Below are 18,203 nucleotides of genomic sequence, written 5' to 3'. Positions count from 1 at the left end.
CCGTCATGGGGACGGAAGGCCGACCGGTTTCAGGAACGATCAGGGAAGGTCGAAGCCGATGACTTCGCTGGCGTCCAGCGGCAATCCCCGTACCTCGACCCGACCGCTCGCCACCGCATCCAGTTGGAGGCGCGTCCGCGTCCGGACGATTTGCGCACGGTAAGCACGGAAACCTCCTTCGGCTTTAATGTTCAAGCGTTGAATTCAATATAAACGTGGCTTCTGTTGGGTAAAGCCGGCACAATTCGACTTATTCGTTCAATTTTTTCGAACATGCCGCTCACCCTGGAAGCACTGATCATTCTTGATGCCATCGAACGCAAGGGTTCGTTTGCACGGGCCGCCGAAGAGCTGGCGCGCGCACCGTCGAGCCTGACCTACGCGGTGCAGCAGATGGAGGCCGGCCTCGACGTGCTGCTGTTCGACCGCTCCGGCCACCGTGCACGCTTTACCCCGGCCGGCCGCGTATTGCTGGAGGACGGCCGTGCCCTGCTGGCCGCGGCCAGCGCGCTGACGCACAAGATCCGGCAGGTTGCGGGCGGCTGGGAGACGGATTTTACGGTCGCGGTCGAGGGCGTTGTGCCGATTGCGCCGCTGCTGCCGCTGCTCGACGCGTTTTATCGGCTGGGCCAGGCCACCGAGGTCAAGTTGCGCCACGAAGTGCTGGCGGGCGGTTGGGACGCGCTCGCCGCCGGTCGCGCCGACCTGGTGATCGCCGGCGGTGACACGCCTGCCGGCGGCGGTCTCCGCAGTCGCGCGCTGGGCCGCATCGAATTCGTGTTCTGCGTGGCGCCGCAGCATCCGCTGGCGCGCGTCAACAAGCCGCTCGACCAGGCCGATATCGCGGCGTATCGTGCGGTGGCGATCGCCGACACGGCGCGCAACCTGCCGTTGCGCAGTGCGGGCTGGCTGCAGCAACAGCCATGCCTGACGGTGGCCGATTTGCCGAGTAAGCTCGCCGCCCAGCAGGCCGGGCTGGGGGTGGGCGCGCTGCCGCGCTGGCTGGCCGACCGCGAGGTGGCCGCCGGGCGGCTGGCAGCGTGCGAGTGGGCCGGCGGCAACCCGCATGAGACCCTGCACCTGGCCTGGCGCAGCGGCGAAGCGGGGCGGGCGCTCGAATGGTGGACGCGGGCGCTGTCGCAGCCCGGTGTGCTGGCGGAGGTGCTCGATGCCGACTGACAAAGCCATGCCCGACACAGGCCGGGGCGGAAAAATGCGGCTCGACAAGTGGCTGTGGGCGGCACGCTTTTTCAAGACGCGCAGCCTTGCCAGCCAGGCCATCGAGCAGGGCTGCGCAAAGCTCGCCGGCGAGCGCGTCAAGCCGGCGCGCGAGATCGGGCCGGGCGACCGGCTGGATCTTCATATCGGCGACGCCGACTGGACCGTCACGGTACGCGCGCTGTCGATGCAGCGCGGCCCGGCGCCGGTCGCGCAAGCGCTGTACGAAGAAGACCCCGCCAGTCACGTGCGGCGCCAGCAGCAGGCGAGCGAGCGCAAGCTGGTCGCCAGCCCGGCGGCAGCGATCAAGGGACGCCCCACCAAGCGCGACCGGCGCCTGATTCACCGCTTCACTGACGAATGATTCTAGAAACTGTAGTTGGACTTCCTGCCGGATCCTCCGCAAGGCGTGGACAAGCGCATAGAATCGTGGCATCCGCGAGCCCCCTTTTATGACTGTTTTTTCATCGCTTTCCGTGTTCCTGCGCCACACATCGCGCTGGCTGGCCGCCCTGGCTGCGCTGGCCGCACTGGGCTTTGCGACCGCAGCGGCGCTGGTGTTTTTCTGGGTGTTGCCGAATATCGCCGATCACCGCGACACGGTGGAGAGGCTGATGTCGCGGGCGCTGGGCCAGCGGGTGACACTGGAGGCGGTGTCGGGGGTGTGGCTGCAGGCGCGCCCCGAATTCCGCCTGCAGGGTGTGCGCCTGTACGACCCACAGGGCCGCCCGGCACTTTACCTGCCCGAACTGGAGGCCGCTTTTGCCTGGCGTTCGCTGCTGGTTTTGGAGCCGCGCTTCAACCGCATCGAGTTACAGCGGCTGACACTCGGGGTGCGGCGCGCGAGCGATGGCCGTTTCTACGTCGGCGGCATTCCCATCAACCCGGCCGATCCCGACAGTGGTTTTTCCAGCTGGCTGCTGCGGCAGGGGCGGGTGCACATCGGCCACGCCACGCTCACCTGGCTGGACGAGGTGCGCAACGCGCCGCCGCTGATTTTCACCGCGGTCGATTTCACCCTGACCAATGCGCGCCGCACCCACCGCCTGCAACTGCATGCTGTCCCGCCGGCCAGTCTGGCCCGGCCGCTGACGGTCGACGCGAAACTGAGCGCACGCGATGCGAACGACCTCAAGACCTGGAACGGTACCCTCGACGCCAGCATGGCAGATCTGTCGTTTCCGCATCTGGGTGCCTGGTTGACCCTGCCGTATCAACCCCGGCAAGGCCAGGGCGCGCTGAAGCTGAAATTCGAGGTGGTGCGCGGCGCGCTGGACGGGGTGGCCGCGGAACTGGACCTGCGCGCGATCGAAACATCCCTGGGGGACGGCCTGCCCGCGCTGAAGCTGGACGCGGTGCAAGGCCGGGCCGTGTGGCAGCGGGACCCGGACGGTCAGCGCGTGGCGCTTGAAAACCTGCGCGTGGCGCGGCCGGGCGCCGCCCTGGGTGCACCGTTCAACGCGGGCCTGACCTGGAGCGGCACGTCGCGTGAGTTCACGGCACAGGCGCTCAGCCTGAGCGGCTGGCAATCGGTATTGCCGAGCCTGCCGATGGAGGCGGCGCTGCGTGCGCGCCTGCAGGCCCTGCAACCGCAAGGGCGACTCGAGGGTTTGCGGTTGCACTGGCGCGGCGCGCAGCCCGGGCTGGACAACTTCAGTATTGCGACCCGCTTCAGCGGCTTCGGCGTGACGGCGGCCGGCAACCAGCCCGGGCTGTCCAATCTCAGCGGGCACATCGCGGGGGACGCGGCTGCGGGCGTGTTCGAAATAGACTCGAAACAGCTGAGCCTCAGCCTGCCCGACCTGTTCCGTGAACCGTCGTTCGTATTCGACAGCGTGCATGCGCGCGGCAGCTGGAAGCAAACGCCACGCGGCCGCCGCCTGACCCTGGGCGAAATGGTATTCGCCAATCGGGACATGGCCGGGACGGCCAAAGGCCACTACGAGCTGATCGCCGGCCAGCCCGGCGTGATCGACCTGAGCGCGCATCTGAACCGCGCCGAGGGCACCGCGGTATACCGCTACTTTCCGAAAAATATCGGCGATCAAACGGTCGACTGGGTGAGGCGGGCCGTCGTGGCCGGGCACTCCGACAACGTGCAGCTGGATCTCAAAGGCGACCTGGCGCAGTTCCCGTTCGAGCAGGGCAACGGCGTGTTCCGCGTCGATGTGCAGGCCAGAGATGCGGTGATCGACTATGTGCCGGGCTGGCCGCGGATCGACGACATCCAGGGGCGCGTGCTGTTCGAGGGCAAGACGATGGAGGTGACCTCCAGCCAGGCGCGAATCTACGGGGTGGCGCTGGCGCCGGTGAGGGCCGTTATTCCGGATCTGATCCATCACGAGGAGCAGTTGCATATCGACGGCGAGGCCACCGGACCCATCCAGGATTTCATCCGCTTTGCCAACTTCAGCCCGGTTGGCGACAAGCTGCGCGGGTTCACCCGCGACGTGGACAGCAGCGGCCCGATGAAACTAGCCCTGAAGCTGATTATTCCGCTGCACCACAGCCACGACACCACGCTGGTCGGCCGGCTATCGTTTCTGGGCGATACCCTGCGTCCGGCAGGACTGCCGCAGCTCGACCAGGTGCGCGGCGATATCGATTTTACCGATGACAGCCTGAATGCGAGAAACATCGGTGCGCAGTTTCTCGGCGGCCCGCTGCGCATCGACACGGCCACCCGCGATGGCCTGGTGCAGATTCTGGCGCAGGGGCGCGCCACCGCTGCGGGCATGTCGCCCTGGCTCGGCGCGGAATGGGGCCAGCACTTGTCGGGGCAGGCCGCATGGCGCGGCCGGATCGATCTGGAGCCCGTGGGCGAGCGTGTCCAGATCGAATCCGACCTCGTCGGACTGGCGTCCAGCCTGCCCGCGCCATTGGCCAAGGCCGCCGCGCAGCCGCTGCCGTTGCGGCTGGTCCGCCAGCCGCAGGGCGACGGTCTGCTGAATGAAGTGCGGCTGGACCAAATCGTCAGCGCCGTATGGCGCAGCACCACGGCCGGCGGCTTTGGCCGCGGTGAAATTCGCTTTGGAGGAGACGCGCAAATGCCAGCCGAGCCCGGCCTGCGCCTGGCCGGCAGCGGGCGCGGCCTGGACATTTCGGGCTGGGCGGCGGCGCTGCCCGAGGGCAACGGCAAGCAGACCTTGCCGCTTTCGGCCATCAATATCCGCTTCGATGCGCTCGATCTGATGGGGCGGCGCTATCAGGCGGTGCGCCTGCAGGGGCACGCCCGCAACGGCCTGTTGCGTATGCAGGTGAGCGGGCGCGAACTGGACGGCGTGCTGACCTATCGTCCAGCCGGCGCATACGATTCCACAGAGGCTTCGGCCCGTAGTGGATCGGAGTCCTTTAAAGAGCAGCCCGCCCGCGTATCGGTGCAGTTCAGGCAGCTGACCATTCCGGCCGCGGCGCCCGCAACCGGCCAGGCGGAGGGCCTGAACATGACGGCCGCGGATTTTCCGACGCTGGATATGACGGTGGAAGACTTCCGCCTGGAGGAACGGTCGCTCGGGCGGCTGGAGGTGGTGGCGCACGGCGCGCCGCAGGGGCTGGTGATCGACAGCCTGCGGCTCACGCACCCGGACAGCGTGTTCAGCATGAGCGGCCTGTGGCGCGCCGGCGCGCCGAGCGAAACCCATGCCGAACTGAATCTGAAAGTGCTGGACGCCGGCAAGTTTCTGGACCGCTTCGGTTATGCCGATATGCTGCGGCGCGGCAGCGTGGACATCCATGGCAATGCCAGCTGGACCGGTTCGCCCGCCGATTTCGCGTTCGACACGCTGGCAGGGCAGCTCGACTTTAAAGCCGGGGGGGGGCAGTTTCTCAAGATCGACCCCGGCGCCGGCAAACTGCTCGGCGTGCTGAGTCTGCAATCGCTGCCACGCCGGCTAAGCTTCGATTTCCGTGATATCTTCAATCAAGGCTATGCCTTCGACGATATCGGTGCCACCCTGCGCATCGCGCGCGGCGTGGTCTACAGCGATGATTTCAGGATGCGCGGGCCGGCTGCCAAGGTCAATATGTCCGGACTGGCCGACCTCAACCAGGAATCGGTGCAGCTGCGGGTGAAAGTGATCCCCAGATTGTCGGACAGCCTGGCAGTGGCGGGCGCCCTGATCGGCGGGCCATTGGCCGGGGTGGGTGCGCTGGCCGCGCAAAAACTGCTGCGCGATCCGTTTGGGGAAGCCGCCAGCCAGGAATACGTGGTGACCGGGGCGTGGCAGGAACCCGATGTGAAAAAGTTGGCTCGGGCCAAAACTGGAACCTCTGAACCTTGATCGTGGAATCTGTTACATGACGACGAAAAAACCAGCAAGACCCAGCGTGGCGCGCCCCAAAGGCGCCCAGGTCAAGAAATCCGCGCCCCAGGCCGGTACCGTGCGTGTGGCGGCGATCCAGATGGCGTCCGGCCCCAGCGTGCCGGCCAACCTGGCCGAAGCCGAGCAGCTCATCGAGCTGGCGGTCGACGCAGGGGCTCATCTGGTTGTGCTGCCGGAGTTCTTCTGCATCATGGCGATGAAGGATACCTATGTGGTGAAGGCGCGCGAGGCCGAAGGCCACGGCCCGATCCAGACATTTCTGTCGCGCATGGCGAAGAAACACAAAATCTGGCTGGTTGGCGGCTCGGTGCCGCTGGAAGCCAGCGTGGCGAACAAGGTGCGCAACAGCTGCCTGGTTTATGACGAGCGCGGCAAGCAGGTGGCGCGTTATGACAAGATCCACTTGTTCGGTCTCGACCTCGGCAACGAGCACTATCAGGAAGCCAAACTGATCGAGCCGGGCGACAAGGCCGTCGTCGTCAACAGTCCGTTCGGCCGCATCGGCCTGTCGGTCTGCTACGACCTGCGCTTCCCCGAACTGTATCGCGCCATGCCCGACGTCGACATCATCGTGGTGCCGTCGGCGTTCACCGCCACCACCGGGCGCGCGCATTTCGAAACCCTGATCCGCGCACGCGCGATCGAGAATCTGGCCTATGTGATTGCTCCGGCGCAGGGCGGCTACCACTTGTCGGGCCGCGAAACCCACGGCGACAGCATGATCGTCGACCCCTGGGGCGTGGTGCTCGACCGCCTGCCGCGCGGCTCCGGCGTCGTCATCGCCAACATCAACCCGGCCTACCAGGCCAGCCTCAGGAAGAGCCTGCCCGCACTCAAGCACCGCTTCATCCAGTGCCAGCAAATCGAAGTCGACGTGATCGAGCGCCGTACGGTCGCCAAGCGCGAGCTCACCAAGTAGGGCGTGCTAATACTAATTTCACGCCCGCGACGAAGCCGATTCGGGATGCAGGCCGCGAAGCGAGACGCGCCGCAGTGCCGTTCACTGCAAGCGGTTCGCGACAAAGGGATGCGCCCGAATCGGCCCCGTCCCTCCGGGTTGCCGCGAGAAAGCGCGTCTGCGGCGTTGCGCCGCTTGGCAAGGGATGGCCCTTGCCTGCGCGCCGCGCCTTGCATCCATCGCTTTCTCGCGGCAACGCGGACGCGAAATCAGTATTAACACGCCCTAGGACGCATCATGAACCCCACCGACGCCTTCGTTCCCATTCAAACCGCCGAACAGCTTTTTCATTCCGCCGAGGCCACGCTGCTGACGCCGAACGGGCTCGACGCCGACAAGCTCGCGCCGGTATTCAGCCGTCTGTTGACGCATGATGTCGACTATGCCGACCTGTACTTCCAGTATTCGCGTTCCGAAGGCTGGAGCCTGGAAGAAGGCCAGGTCAAATCCGGCAGCTTCAACATCGATCAGGGCGTCGGCGTGCGCGCGATCTCGGGCGAGAAGACCGCCTTCGCCTATTCCGACGACATCAGTCTCGACGCGCTGGGCGCCGCCGCCGACGCCACCCGCGCCATCGCCCGCGCCGGGCAGAATCGCAGCTTCGGCGTGGTGCAGCGCGGCGAAGGCCGCCAGTTGTACAACGCGGTCGATCCACTGGTCTCGCTGGCCGACGCCGACAAGGTCACGCTGCTGGAACGGCTGGAAAAAAAGGCCCGCGCCATGGACCCGCGCGTCATCCAGGTGATGGCGAGCCTCGCCTCCGAATACGAAGTGATCTTCATCGCGCGCTCCGACGGCCATCTGGCTGCCGACGTGCGTCCGCTGGTGCGGCTGTCGCTGCAGGTCATCGCCGAGCAGGACGGCCGCCGCGAGCAGGGTTCCGGCGGCGGCGGCGGCCGCTTCGACTACAGCTATTTCACCGACGACATCCTGGAAAAATACGCGCGTCAGGCCGTGCACCAGGCCATGGTCAACCTCGACGCCCGTCCCGCCCCCGCCGGCAGCATGACCGTCGTGCTCGGCGCTGGCTGGCCCGGCATCCTGCTGCACGAAGCCATCGGCCACGGCCTCGAAGGCGACTTCAACCGCAAGGGCAGCTCGGCATTTGCCGGCCGCATCGGCGAACGCGTCGCCGCCCCCGGTGTCACCGTCATCGACGACGGCACCATCCCGCTCAGACGCGGCTCGCTCAACGTCGACGACGAAGGCAACCCCACCCAGCGCACCGTGCTCATCGAAGACGGCATCCTCACCGGCTACATGCAGGACATGATGAATGCCCGCCTGATGGGCATGCCCATCACCGGCAACGCCCGCCGCGAATCGTTCGCGCATCTGACCATGCCGCGCATGACCAACACTCTCATGCTGAACGGCGACAAAAACCCGGCAGAGATCATCGCCTCGGTGAAGAATGGCCTCTACGCCGTCAACTTCGGCGGCGGCCAGGTCGACATCACCAGCGGCAAATTCGTCTTCTCCGCCGCCGAGGCCTACATGATCGAAGACGGCAAGATCACCTACCCGGTGAAAGGCGCCACCCTCATCGGCAACGGCCCCGAAGTGCTGACGCGCGTCTCCATGATCGGCAACGACATGGAGATGGATTCGGGCGTGGGAACGTGCGGGAAAGAAGGGCAAAGCGTGCCGGTCGGCGTCGGGCAGCCGACGCTGCGGATCGATGGCTTGACGGTGGGCGGGACGGCTTGAAGTCCAGATGACGAGGTGGGCAATGCCTGCAATCAGCCAGTTTTTTGGCATCGTCATTCAAATGTTCTGGAGAGAACATGCACCGCCGCATTTTCATGCAATGTATGCGGAACACGAAGCCTTGATCGATATTCGTACCCTTGAGGTGATCGGCGGCAGCCTGCCCAGGCGGGCGCTCAATCTGACGATAGATAGAATGGGCCATTGAACATCGTGAGGAATTGATGGAGGACTGGAATCTATGTCAATCCAAACAACACCCGAAGCGGATCAAGCCGCTGGAGTAATCCCAGCCGCGCCCTGGCGGGTGAAAGCCCTGTCCGTGCTGCCGGATTATCGTTTGGCAGTCACGTTTATGGACGACACAAAAGGCATCGCGGATTTTTCATCCGTCCTGACCGCCAAGGAATGCGGGATCTTCGAAGCACTCAAGGACAAGGCTTGTTTCGATCAGGCGCGTCTCGATTTGGGCGTTGTAGCCTGGCCCAATGGGGCGGATATCGACCCGGCCTGGATGTATGAGCAGATCAGGGAAAATAAATTGTGGATTGTCCATTTTTAGTCAAGCCCCGAATCCACGTTTGTAATCGTTAAAACAAGTTCCAAATGAAAATACTGGCTGATTGCGTTGGGGGGCGGGATAACAATTTCAATCTTATCCGCTTCGCTGCTGCAGTTGCGGTTCTGGTAACGCACAGTTATGCGGTTGTTGGAATAGACCCCAGCGGCGAGCCAATGCGGTATTTGACTGGGAAAAGCTTCGGCGGCATGGCCGTTGACGCATTTTTCATCACCAGCGGATTTCTTGTAACAGGAAGTCTCTTGTCCAGAAAAAACGCGATCCACTTTCTTTTTGCCAGGCTGCTCAGGATTTATCCAGCGTTGGCCATGGTGAACTTGTTGACGGTTTTTGTATTGGGTTTGTGGTTCACTACGTTTTCATGGTCTGAATACCTGGGCAATCCACTCGTTTATGAGTACCTGATAAAGAACACAACGCTGTGGTTCGGGATCTCGTTTTCCTTGCCAGGCCTGTTCGAGAATAACGTCATAAAGGGAGGCGTTAACGGCAGCCTTTGGACAATGTATTACGAGGTCAGGATGTATGCGATCCTTCTTTTGACCTGGGTGGCGCTGATTTTGCTGAAGCAGAACTCTGGAGAGAAAAAAGTCGGTGTGTCGCTGGTGCTGATCGCTGTAGCAGCCATTGCCACACATATGTTTAACCATTATTCCGGACTTGATGAAGCTGCCAGCCGATTTTATTTCATGTTCTTTTCCGGGGTTCTGTATTATCTGCTTCGTGACCACATAGTCTTGTCAGGGTTTTTGTTCAGGGTGGCGCTTGGGCTGCTGGCGATAGGTGTTTTTTTCAAGCCGGCATTCTTTCTTTCCTATCACCTGCTGCTTCCTTACGTCATTCTGTATCTGGCCTATGTGCCGGGTGGAAATATAAGGCTGTATAACAATATCGGCGACTATTCCTACGGATTTTATATTTATGCTTTTCCGGTTCAGCAAATGGTTGCGACACTGATTCCAGGAGTTTCATTGGCTGGTATGATCGCGACCGCTTTCCTGGTAACGCTGTCTTTTGCGATCCTTTCCTGGCATCTCCTGGAAAGACCCGCTTTGAGCTTATCAGCCCGTTGGAAAAACCCGAAAATAAACAGAAATAAACAGAACAGTAAACAGGGTCAGACACGATACTCATGAGTGAACTCGACATTCGCTGGCAACAACGCCTCGCCAACTATGCCAAGGCGCTGGAACAACTCGGTAGCGCAGTCGCCACGAGCCGGCAGCGCCCGCTCTCCGAGCTTGAAAAACAGGGGCTGATCCAGGCGTTTGAATTCACTCACGAACTGGCCTGGAATGTGATGAGGGATTACTTCGCCTACCAGGGCAATCCCGGTATCACCGGTTCGCGCGATGCGGCACGCGAGGCATTTCAGAAAGGTCTGATCGAGGACGGCGAGGGCTGGATGGAAATGATCAAAAGCCGCAACCAGACGTCGCACACCTATCAGCAGAAAGTCGCGGACGAAATCGCCGGGCACATCGTCGAGCGTTATTACCCGCTCTTCCGGCACTTTCTGCAGAAGATGAACGCATACAAGGCATAGTTCTGCACGCCATGCCATACGGCCTGAAACCGGATACGATCGCCAAAATCAACGGCATTATGGCGGCACACCCTGAAATCGAACAGGCGATTCTCTATGGCTCCCGCGCCAAGGGGAATTACCGCGAAGGCTCCGATATCGATCTGTGTCTGGTGGGCGAAACCCTCACGCTGACACAGCTTCTGAAAATCGAAAACGAGCTGGATGACCTGCTACTGCCCTACAAAATTGACCTGTCGCTGTTCCACGCCTTGGACAGCACGACCCTTGTTGAGCACGTTCACCGGGTGGGCGTGGTGTTCTATGAAAAAAGACGGGGAACAGACTGCGCGTTCTCAAACTGAGGAAGGTGCTATCGTCTTTCTGAAACGGTGGCCGTGCACCATTGACGCCCCTTTAGAGCTTCACGCCAAACTTTCCAGTGGCCGTGGCTCCCCAATCAAATACCCCTGCACGCAATCCACCCCCATCTCCCCCAGCTTTATCAGCGTCTCGGCATCCTCGACAAACCCCGCCACCGTCTTGATCCCGAGGAAACTCCCCGTCTCCAGAATCGATCGCACCAGCGCTTCGTCGATCATGCTGGTGGAAAGCTCACGCACCAAGGCGCGGTCGATTTTCAGGTAATCCAGCTTCATGCTCTTCAGGCTGGTGTAGGAACTGCTGCCGATGCCGAAATCGTCGAGGGTGAAGCGGCAGCCATGGCGCTGCAGTTGGCGCATGAACAACTGTGTCTGGGCGTGGCCTTCGACGGCATCGGCTTCGCTGATTTCGAATATGAGCTTGTCGCCGGGGATATCGCCGCGTGCCAGTTCGCCCAGCAGAAACTTCAGGAACAGTGGATTGGTAATCGACTGCCCCGACAGGTTGATCGAGAAGCCGCCGGACCGGGCGACGTGATCGGCGTGATCGCGCATCCACTCCAGGACGCGGCGGACCACCCAGCGATCGATTTCGGCGATGCGTTGCAGGCGCTCGGCCACCGCGATCAGGTCACGGGTGGCGATGGTGCGTTCGCCGTGGGCGGTCGGGTGCAGCAGCACCTCGTAATACAGCGGGGCGTGCGTGGCGTCGGCCGCGGCGGCCACTGGCTGACAATTCAGGCTGAGCAGGTTGTTGGCGAGAATGGCGGTCAGTTCGTGCGCCCATTCCGCCAGCGCCAGCACGCCGCTGTCGTCGACTTCGCTGTGGTAAGACACGACGGGCGTGCCGGATTCGCGCGCGCGGGCGCAGGCGGCGTTGGCGTTGTCGTAATAGGTTTCCGGACTGAGGCAGTCGCTTGCCCACATCAGGCCGACCGCTGCCTGCACATGGTAGCGGGTGCCGTTGATTTCCTGCGGGTGATCGGCGATGGCTTGCAGCAGGGCATCGGCCTGCGTCCGGGCGGCGGTGCTGTCGCTCGCTTCGGTCCAGAACGCAAGGCCGGATTCGCCCGAGTGCGCCAGCAGCGCGTTGGACGGCAGCCGTGCGGGCAGCAACTGGGCAAACTCACGCAGGATGGGGGTGCGGATTTCGACTCCCGGCGCCTCGCCTGCGGGATTGCCGATATCGAGCTGGATTACGCCGATGGCGTAACCGCCGTCCGCCACCTGGCTGCGCAGCCAGGTGCGGCGGATGGTGCGGAAAAAACTCTTGCGGTTGGCAAGCCCGGTGGCGGCGTCGTGCGAGGCCTGCCACAGCAGGTCGCGCTGCATTTTCTGGATCATCGCGCTGTAGGAACGGTCCATCAGCGGCAACTCCAGATCCTCGGTCCATTGCGCCTCGCCGCCTTCCAGCGATTGCAGCAGGTCGGCGCGCTTGAGGTCGAGCTTCTTGATGCCGCGATAATTGGCGAATACGTACACGTGCGGCTGGTCGCCGATCCAGATCAGGTTGAGCGGGGTGTCGAGCGATTTGAACTGCAGCCAGTCGCCGACGCGCAGACGCTCTGCCAGATTGTCCTGCACCTCGCCCAGTGGTTCGCTGGCGGCGTCCTTGAGACGGGCGGCGACCGGGGTGTGCTGATGCTGTGACTTGTCCGCGTCGAACAGCGCCGCGGCGAGCTGGTCGACGATGCGGTCTTGCGTGAACTTGTCGGCGCATACCTGGGTGAGTGCCTGGTCGATGCGCTGCAGCAGGGTCTGGAGGTCGGTGGCGCACGGGGGATGCGCCAACTTTGGATCGAGCCAGGCGCAGAGCTGTTGCAGCACCTGCCAGGCCTCGCGCGCTTCGTCGCTGTCGGCGCCATGGCGCAGCTCGGCCATCAGCAGCACATTGCGCCAGCCGCCGTTCAGGAGTTCGATCATGGCGTTGGGCACCGCGCGCTCGTCCAGCCGCACCAGCAGTTCGCGCAGGATGCGCTGCTTGGCGACTTCCGCGCTCTGGCGGCCTTCACACATTTCCTGCAGGCGGGACACGCGTGCGGCACGCTCGTTCAGCAGCGGCTTGACCACGCGTTCGAGCTGGGTGCTCGCCTCTTCGAACACGCCCGGATTCTTGTCTGCTTCGGCGTTGATGCGGTCGGTCCAGCGGCTCATCAGCCGCAACAGGCGTTGATCGGTGATCTTGCCGTCGTCGCCCGCCACCATGCTGATGCGGTCGAGCGTGTTCAGCACCTTGTGCGCCGGGTGGGCGGGCGAGCTCAGGAACTGCGGATCGGACATCGCCAGCTTGATGAGGCTGGTTTCGAGCTGCTGGAAAAACGGCCGCATCCCCTCGCTGACCGATTTCTCGGCGTGCATGGTGTCGAACAGCACGCCGAACATGTCGACCGAGCGCTGCATTTCCTGGGTGACGGCGGGGGGCAACGCACCGGCGGCGGCCAGGCGCTGCAGCACCGGCGGGTGCGCCACGCCGGGCGTACCTGCCATCATATTCTGACCAGCGGCACCAACCGCTGTACCCAGGGTGGAAACGGCGCCTGCCATGCTCGATGAAGCCGATATCGCTTCCGGCAGACCATGGAAAAAATCCAGCAGCGAGCCGGTCAGCTTGTTAAGTGCATTTGGCTGCGCCGCAGCTTCGGAGGCGGCAGTTTGGGCGGATGTGGCGACGGTGGGCGCAGGGGCTTCATTCTGCGTAAGTGCAGCACGCTGCATCAGCTTCTTTGCGCTGGTTTCCTTGCGTTCGGCCTCAATCTGTGAAACAGGCAACAGCGCCAGCAGTTCGGCATACAGCGGGGCGAGCTGATCGGACAGCACGTCGCGTAGCGTAGCGTAGGCCACCTGGCGCGTACGTGCCGATACCGGCACGTCCTGCAGCGCGCTGCGGTAGGCATGTCCGATCACGGCAGGGCCGAAGGGGTTATTGCTGTGGTCGCAGTCAAAATCGAACAATTGTCCGATGCGCGGCTCGATGTAAAAAAGCTGCGCGCGGTACATCTCGTCCAGTTTGTGCACTTCGGTTGCGGTGGCGAGCCAGTCCTCGAAATCCTGCTCCTCGATCAGGGTCAGTTTGCCGTCCACGGAGTCGCGGGCGGCGTGGGTCTGTACCGGACACACCTGCTTCACCATATCCAGCACTTGTTGCACAAAGCGGGTTTGGATGCTCGCCGCGCGCTTGCTAAATTCGAGTGCAGCGCTCATCAGTCCGCTGTGTTCGGCAATGCCGGAGGCCTGCACCGCTGCAGCGCTGAGCTTGTCGTCCAGCAGGTGCATCGTCTGGTCATGCACAAGCAGCAGGGTTTCGTTCAGGAGGGTTGAACTGACTTCGCGCAGTTGCAGGGACGCCTCGGAGGCGGGGAGATCGGCAAGCTTATGGCGGTGGCTGGCCATGCGCAGCTTCTGCAGCGCCCGTAGCGCATCGGCGGGATGACGGTCAAACGCGACACCGACACCGAGCTGGCTTATGCGCCTGAGCGTCGCCGGCACGCGAAAGGTCTGGGCGATTTCGATCAGGTCTGCGGTGAACAGGATTTCCACAGCAGCGTTCGGGCGATTGGCCAGCGAGGCGATCGCCGCTTCCGGATCGGTAAATTTGAGAAACAGGCCGCCCAAGCAGAAATCGCGTATTTCGCAGATGATTTCACTATGTCCGGGTTGCGCGATAACGGCACTTTGAGAGATCTCAAAGCGCTTGCCGCGCCGCATTTCCCGATCGGTGTGCTGATTTTTTGCCGTCTTAGCCATCATTTCCACACTATTCATCTTCATTTTCCTTGCTTATACAGTAACCATCGCAGCTGCGGCGCCTATGCATGGCCCCACTTAAAAGCACTTGGCGTGATCCCCCCGTTTTTGGTAGACTGATATGCATGATTCGTGCCGAAATGTTTTTTTCTAGCCGCTTTTATCCCACGCCCACGCCGCAGGCGGTCGGGAGGCGCTGAGACGAGCAGCAACGCCTTAACGAAACCGCCAGCCCGCTGGCGGTTTTTTCGTTTAGGAAACTGCCGCAGCCAAGGCAAACAACCCGGAGCTTTTAAAATGTCTGCCATCCGAACCGACGATACCCGCATCGAGCAAAGCGGCGAACTGCTCGCCCCGATGCAGGTCATGCGCGAACTGCGTGCCAGCGAGGCTGTGCATGCGCACGTCGCGCACGCGCGCAGCGCCATTCACGACGTGCTGCGCGGGGCGGACGACCGTATGTTCATCATCGTCGGCCCCTGTTCGATCCATGACCCGGTCGCCGTGCTCGACTACGCACGGAAATTGAAGCCACTGGCCGATGAGCTGGCGCACGACCTCATCATCGTGATGCGGGTGTATTTCGAAAAGCCGCGCACCACCGTGGGCTGGAAAGGGCTGATCAACGATCCGCATCTGGACGAGAGCTTCGACATCAACGAGGGCCTGCGGCTGGCGCGCAAGCTGCTGCTGGACATCAACGAAATCGGCCTGCCGTGCGCGACCGAGTTCCTCGACCTGATCTCGCCGCAATACATTGCCGACCTGGTGAGCTGGGGCGCGATCGGCGCGCGCACCACCGAGTCGCCGTCGCATCGCCAGCTGGCCTCCGGCCTGTCGTGTCCGGTAGGGTTCAAGAACGGCACCGACGGCAGCCTCAGGATCGCGGTCGAGGCGATCAAGGCGGCGGCGGCGCGCCACCATTTCATCTCCATCACCAAGTCCGGCCACGTCGGCGTGTTCAGCACCTCTGGCAATGAGGACGCCCACGTCATCCTGCGCGGCGGCAAGGCGCCCAATTACGATGCGGCGAGCGTCAATCTGGCGTGCAGCGAACTGGCCGCGGCCGGTCTGCGCCAGCAGTTGATGATCGACTTCTCGCACGCCAATTCGAACAAGCAGTTTCAGCGCCAGATCGATGTCGGCGCCGATGTGGCGGCGCAGGTGGCCGACGGCGATACGCGCATCATCGGCGCCATGGTCGAAAGCCATCTGAACGCGGGACGCCAGGATCTGATCCCGGGGCAGCCGCTGGAATACGCCAAATCGATCACCGACGCCTGCATCGGCTGGGACGATACCGTTCCGCTGCTGCGGATGCTGGCCGATGCGGTAAAAAAACGCCGCCTGAGCGTGCCGGCGGATGAGGAATAAGGGCTGGTTTTCATAGGGCGCGTAGCGCTTCTGCGTTAAAATACACGCGGCGGGTCTCCCCGCATGGCTAAGTTGTGAATCGGGTCAGGTCCGGAAGGAAGCAGCCCCAGCGACCGATGCCAGTGCCGGGGTAAGGCTCGCCACTTTTCCAGGATTCAGGGGTCAGGATTCAGGGATCAGGGTGTGATGGTCGTGCCAGTGCGTATCATCGACGAAACGGTTTTTCCTGACCCCTGAATCCTGACCCCTAGCCCCTCAAACCATGACTGATCTCTTCGGCGACTCCGCATCTCCCGCACTGGCGCTGGCGCGCAAGTGGCGGCCGCGCGTGTTTGCCGACCTCAAGGGGCAGGCGCACGTGGTGCAGGCACTGTCCAACGCGCTCACCCAGGGGCGGCTGCATCACGCCTATCTGCTGACCGGCACGCGCGGGGTCGGCAAGACCACGCTGGCGCGGATCCTTGCCAAGTGCCTCAACTGCGAAACCGGCGTCAGCGCCACCCCCTGCGGCACCTGTTCGTCCTGCACCCAGATCGATGCCGGGCGTTTCGTCGATCTGCTCGAGCTCGACGCCGCGTCGAACACCGGCGTCGACAACATGCGCGAGGTGCTCGACAACGCGCAGTACGCGCCGACGGTGGGACGCTACAAGGTCTACATCATCGATGAAGTGCACATGCTGTCGAAGCCGGCATTCAACTCCATGCTGAAGACGCTGGAAGAGCCGCCCGCGCACGTGAAATTCATCCTCGCCACCACCGACCCGCAGAAGATTCCGGTGACGGTGCTTTCCCGCTGTCTGCAGTTCAACCTGAAACCGATGCTGCCCGCGCTGGTGGCGCAGCATCTGGGCGAGGTGCTGGAACAGGAGAATGTCGTCAGCGAGCCCGCCGCGCTGAATCTGCTGGCACGCGCCGCCGCCGGCAGCATGCGCGACGCGCTGTCGCTGACCGATCAGGCGATTGCCTACGGCGGCGGCAAGGTGGAGGCCGCCGCCGTCGAGGCCATGCTGGGCACGGTGCGACGCGATTACCTGTTCGATCTGCTCGACGCGCTGGCGGCGCACGACGGCGATGCGCTGTTGGCACAGGCGCGCACGCTTGCCGAGCGCGGCATTGCCTTCGATGCGACGCTGCAGGATCTGGGCAGTCTGCTGACCCAGCTGGCACTGCTGCTGCATGCGCCGGGTGCATACGATTCCACACGCGCTGAAGCGCGTAGTGGATCGGAGTCCTTTAGGGCGGTCGAAGCCGGTGCGCTGGAAAGCAGTGCCGACGCCGAGCGGATGCAGGCTGCGGCCGCGCAGCTGGATGCCGAAACGGCGCAGCTGTACTATCAGATCGCCTTGAATGGCCGCCGCGACCTGCCGTATGCGCCGGACGAGTTTTCCGGCTTCTGCATGACGCTGCTGCGCATGCTGGCATTCGCCCCGGGCTCGGGGAACCGCGCGACGACAGTGGTGCAACCCGCACCGCGGCGTGCTGCCATGCCTGCGGCATCGCCCGCCGTGTCGCACGCGAAGGTGCCGGATGCCGCTACTGCGCCGGGCGGGACGCCCGTGCCCATCGAGACCGCATTCCCCGAGCCGGCTGTGCTGCCTGCGCCCGTAGCACGGCCGACCGAACCGCTTGCGCCGCCCGCCGTCGCGCTGGTGGCCCGCGAATCCGCACCGCAAGCGGCCTGGGACTGGCTCGCCATCGTCGCCGAGCTGCACCTTGGCGGCATGGCGAAAATGCTCGCCGACCACTGCGAGCTGGTGTCGCAGGCAGGCGACGCCGTGACGCTGCGCGTGGGCGAAGCGCACAAGCACCTGCTCGACCGCACCTATCAGGACAAGCTGATCGCGGCACTGCGCGACAGGTACGGGGCAACGCTTGCCGTGACGATCGAGATCGGCGCCGCGGCGGAGAAGACGCCGCAGCAAGTACGTTCGCGCATCAGGCAGGCGCGCCAGGACGAGGCCGTGGCCGCCATCGAATCGGATCCATTCGTGCGCGAGCTGGTCGACCAGTTTGGTGGCCAGCTCGACGTCACTTCCATACAACCATTAGGAGAACACCCATGATGAAGGGCGGCATCGGTAACATGATGAAGCAGGTCCAGCAGGTGCAGGAAAACATGGCCAAAATGCAGGCCAAGCTGGCCGATATCGAAATCGAGGGGCAGAGCGGCGCCGGCATGGTCAAGGTGACGATGACCTGCAAGTACGACGTGCGCCGTATCAGCATCGACCCCAGCCTGATGACGGACGACCGTGAAATGCTGGAAGACCTGGTGGCCGCGGCGGTGAACGACGCGGTACGCAAGGTCGAATCCACGGTGCAGGAAAAGATGGGTAGCGTGACCGCCGGCCTGCCGATTCCGCCGGGGATGAAACTGCCGTTCTGAG

At 63.2% G+C, this 18,203-nt stretch carries 15 protein-coding genes and 1 other RNA gene; 14 read left to right on the top strand and 2 right to left on the bottom strand.

What is annotated here, in order from left to right:
• Positions 1-39: 39 nt before the first annotated feature.
• On the bottom strand, positions 40-195 hold the full coding sequence (locus ACZ41T_RS05550; RefSeq protein WP_464923481.1) for a hypothetical protein: 156 nt from the start codon (positions 193-195) through the stop codon (positions 40-42).
• A gap of 78 nt (positions 196-273) precedes the next feature.
• On the opposite strand from ACZ41T_RS05550, the gene ACZ41T_RS05545 reads away from it, so the two are divergent.
• The 10 genes from ACZ41T_RS05545 (at position 274) to ACZ41T_RS05500 (ending at position 10,678) form a co-directional block, all read left to right on the top strand.
• Entirely contained in the window at positions 274-1,179 is a 906-nt protein-coding gene (locus tag ACZ41T_RS05545) for a LysR substrate-binding domain-containing protein (protein ID WP_464923480.1), read from the top strand.
• Positions 1,169-1,582 (top strand): RNA-binding S4 domain-containing protein, encoded by a 414-nt coding sequence (locus ACZ41T_RS05540; protein ID WP_464923479.1) that lies wholly within the window; start codon positions 1,169-1,171, stop codon positions 1,580-1,582. The genes ACZ41T_RS05545 and ACZ41T_RS05540 overlap by 11 nt, the downstream gene beginning before the upstream one ends.
• A gap of 88 nt (positions 1,583-1,670) precedes the next feature.
• Complete coding sequence (locus ACZ41T_RS05535; protein WP_464923478.1) at positions 1,671-5,498, top strand: YhdP family protein; 3,828 nt, start codon at positions 1,671-1,673, stop codon at positions 5,496-5,498.
• A gap of 16 nt (positions 5,499-5,514) precedes the next feature.
• On the top strand, positions 5,515-6,459 hold the full coding sequence (locus tag ACZ41T_RS05530; protein WP_464923477.1) for a carbon-nitrogen hydrolase family protein: 945 nt from the start codon (positions 5,515-5,517) through the stop codon (positions 6,457-6,459).
• Between the two features lie 276 nt (positions 6,460-6,735).
• Positions 6,736-8,208, top strand: a complete 1,473-nt coding sequence (gene tldD / locus ACZ41T_RS05525) for a metalloprotease TldD (RefSeq protein ID WP_464923476.1) — start codon at positions 6,736-6,738, stop codon at positions 8,206-8,208.
• 22 nt (positions 8,209-8,230) lie between these two features.
• Positions 8,231-8,416, top strand: a complete 186-nt coding sequence (locus ACZ41T_RS05520; protein WP_464923475.1) for a DUF4160 domain-containing protein — start codon at positions 8,231-8,233, stop codon at positions 8,414-8,416.
• A gap of 33 nt (positions 8,417-8,449) precedes the next feature.
• Positions 8,450-8,770, top strand: coding sequence for a DUF2442 domain-containing protein (locus ACZ41T_RS05515; protein WP_464923474.1), 321 nt, complete (start codon positions 8,450-8,452; stop codon positions 8,768-8,770).
• 44 nt (positions 8,771-8,814) lie between these two features.
• Positions 8,815-9,924, top strand: coding sequence for an acyltransferase family protein (locus tag ACZ41T_RS05510; RefSeq protein WP_464923473.1), 1,110 nt, complete (start codon positions 8,815-8,817; stop codon positions 9,922-9,924).
• Positions 9,921-10,334, top strand: a complete 414-nt coding sequence (locus tag ACZ41T_RS05505; RefSeq protein ID WP_464923472.1) for a nucleotidyltransferase substrate binding protein — start codon at positions 9,921-9,923, stop codon at positions 10,332-10,334. Before ACZ41T_RS05510 ends, ACZ41T_RS05505 begins: the two co-directional genes overlap by 4 nt.
• Before the next feature lie 11 nt (positions 10,335-10,345).
• Positions 10,346-10,678, top strand: coding sequence for a nucleotidyltransferase domain-containing protein (locus ACZ41T_RS05500; protein WP_464923471.1), 333 nt, complete (start codon positions 10,346-10,348; stop codon positions 10,676-10,678).
• 60 nt (positions 10,679-10,738) lie between these two features.
• On the opposite strand, the gene ACZ41T_RS05495 is transcribed toward ACZ41T_RS05500, so the two are convergent.
• Entirely contained in the window at positions 10,739-14,458 is a 3,720-nt protein-coding gene (locus ACZ41T_RS05495) for a DUF1631 family protein (protein WP_464923470.1), read from the bottom strand.
• Positions 14,459-14,737: 279 nt separating this feature from the next.
• Between ACZ41T_RS05495 and ACZ41T_RS05490 the strand changes: the two genes are divergently transcribed.
• From ACZ41T_RS05490 to ACZ41T_RS05475, 4 genes are all read left to right on the top strand, one after another.
• Positions 14,738-15,814 carry a 3-deoxy-7-phosphoheptulonate synthase gene (locus tag ACZ41T_RS05490; protein ID WP_464923469.1) on the top strand — a complete coding sequence of 359 codons (1,077 nt, stop codon included), beginning with the start codon at positions 14,738-14,740 and terminating at the stop codon, positions 15,812-15,814.
• A gap of 48 nt (positions 15,815-15,862) precedes the next feature.
• Positions 15,863-15,959: signal recognition particle sRNA small type (ffs, locus tag ACZ41T_RS05485), an RNA gene on the top strand.
• Between the two features lie 117 nt (positions 15,960-16,076).
• Positions 16,077-17,879, top strand: a complete 1,803-nt coding sequence (dnaX, locus tag ACZ41T_RS05480) for a DNA polymerase III subunit gamma/tau (protein WP_464923468.1) — start codon at positions 16,077-16,079, stop codon at positions 17,877-17,879.
• Complete coding sequence (locus ACZ41T_RS05475; RefSeq protein WP_464924025.1) at positions 17,879-18,202, top strand: YbaB/EbfC family nucleoid-associated protein; 324 nt, start codon at positions 17,879-17,881, stop codon at positions 18,200-18,202. The genes dnaX and ACZ41T_RS05475 overlap by 1 nt, the downstream gene beginning before the upstream one ends.
• The last annotated feature ends 1 nt before the right edge of the window (position 18,203 follow it).

Source organism: Thiobacillus thiophilus (assembly GCF_055378705.1).
This window is presented reverse-complemented; position numbering and strand designations above follow the sequence as displayed.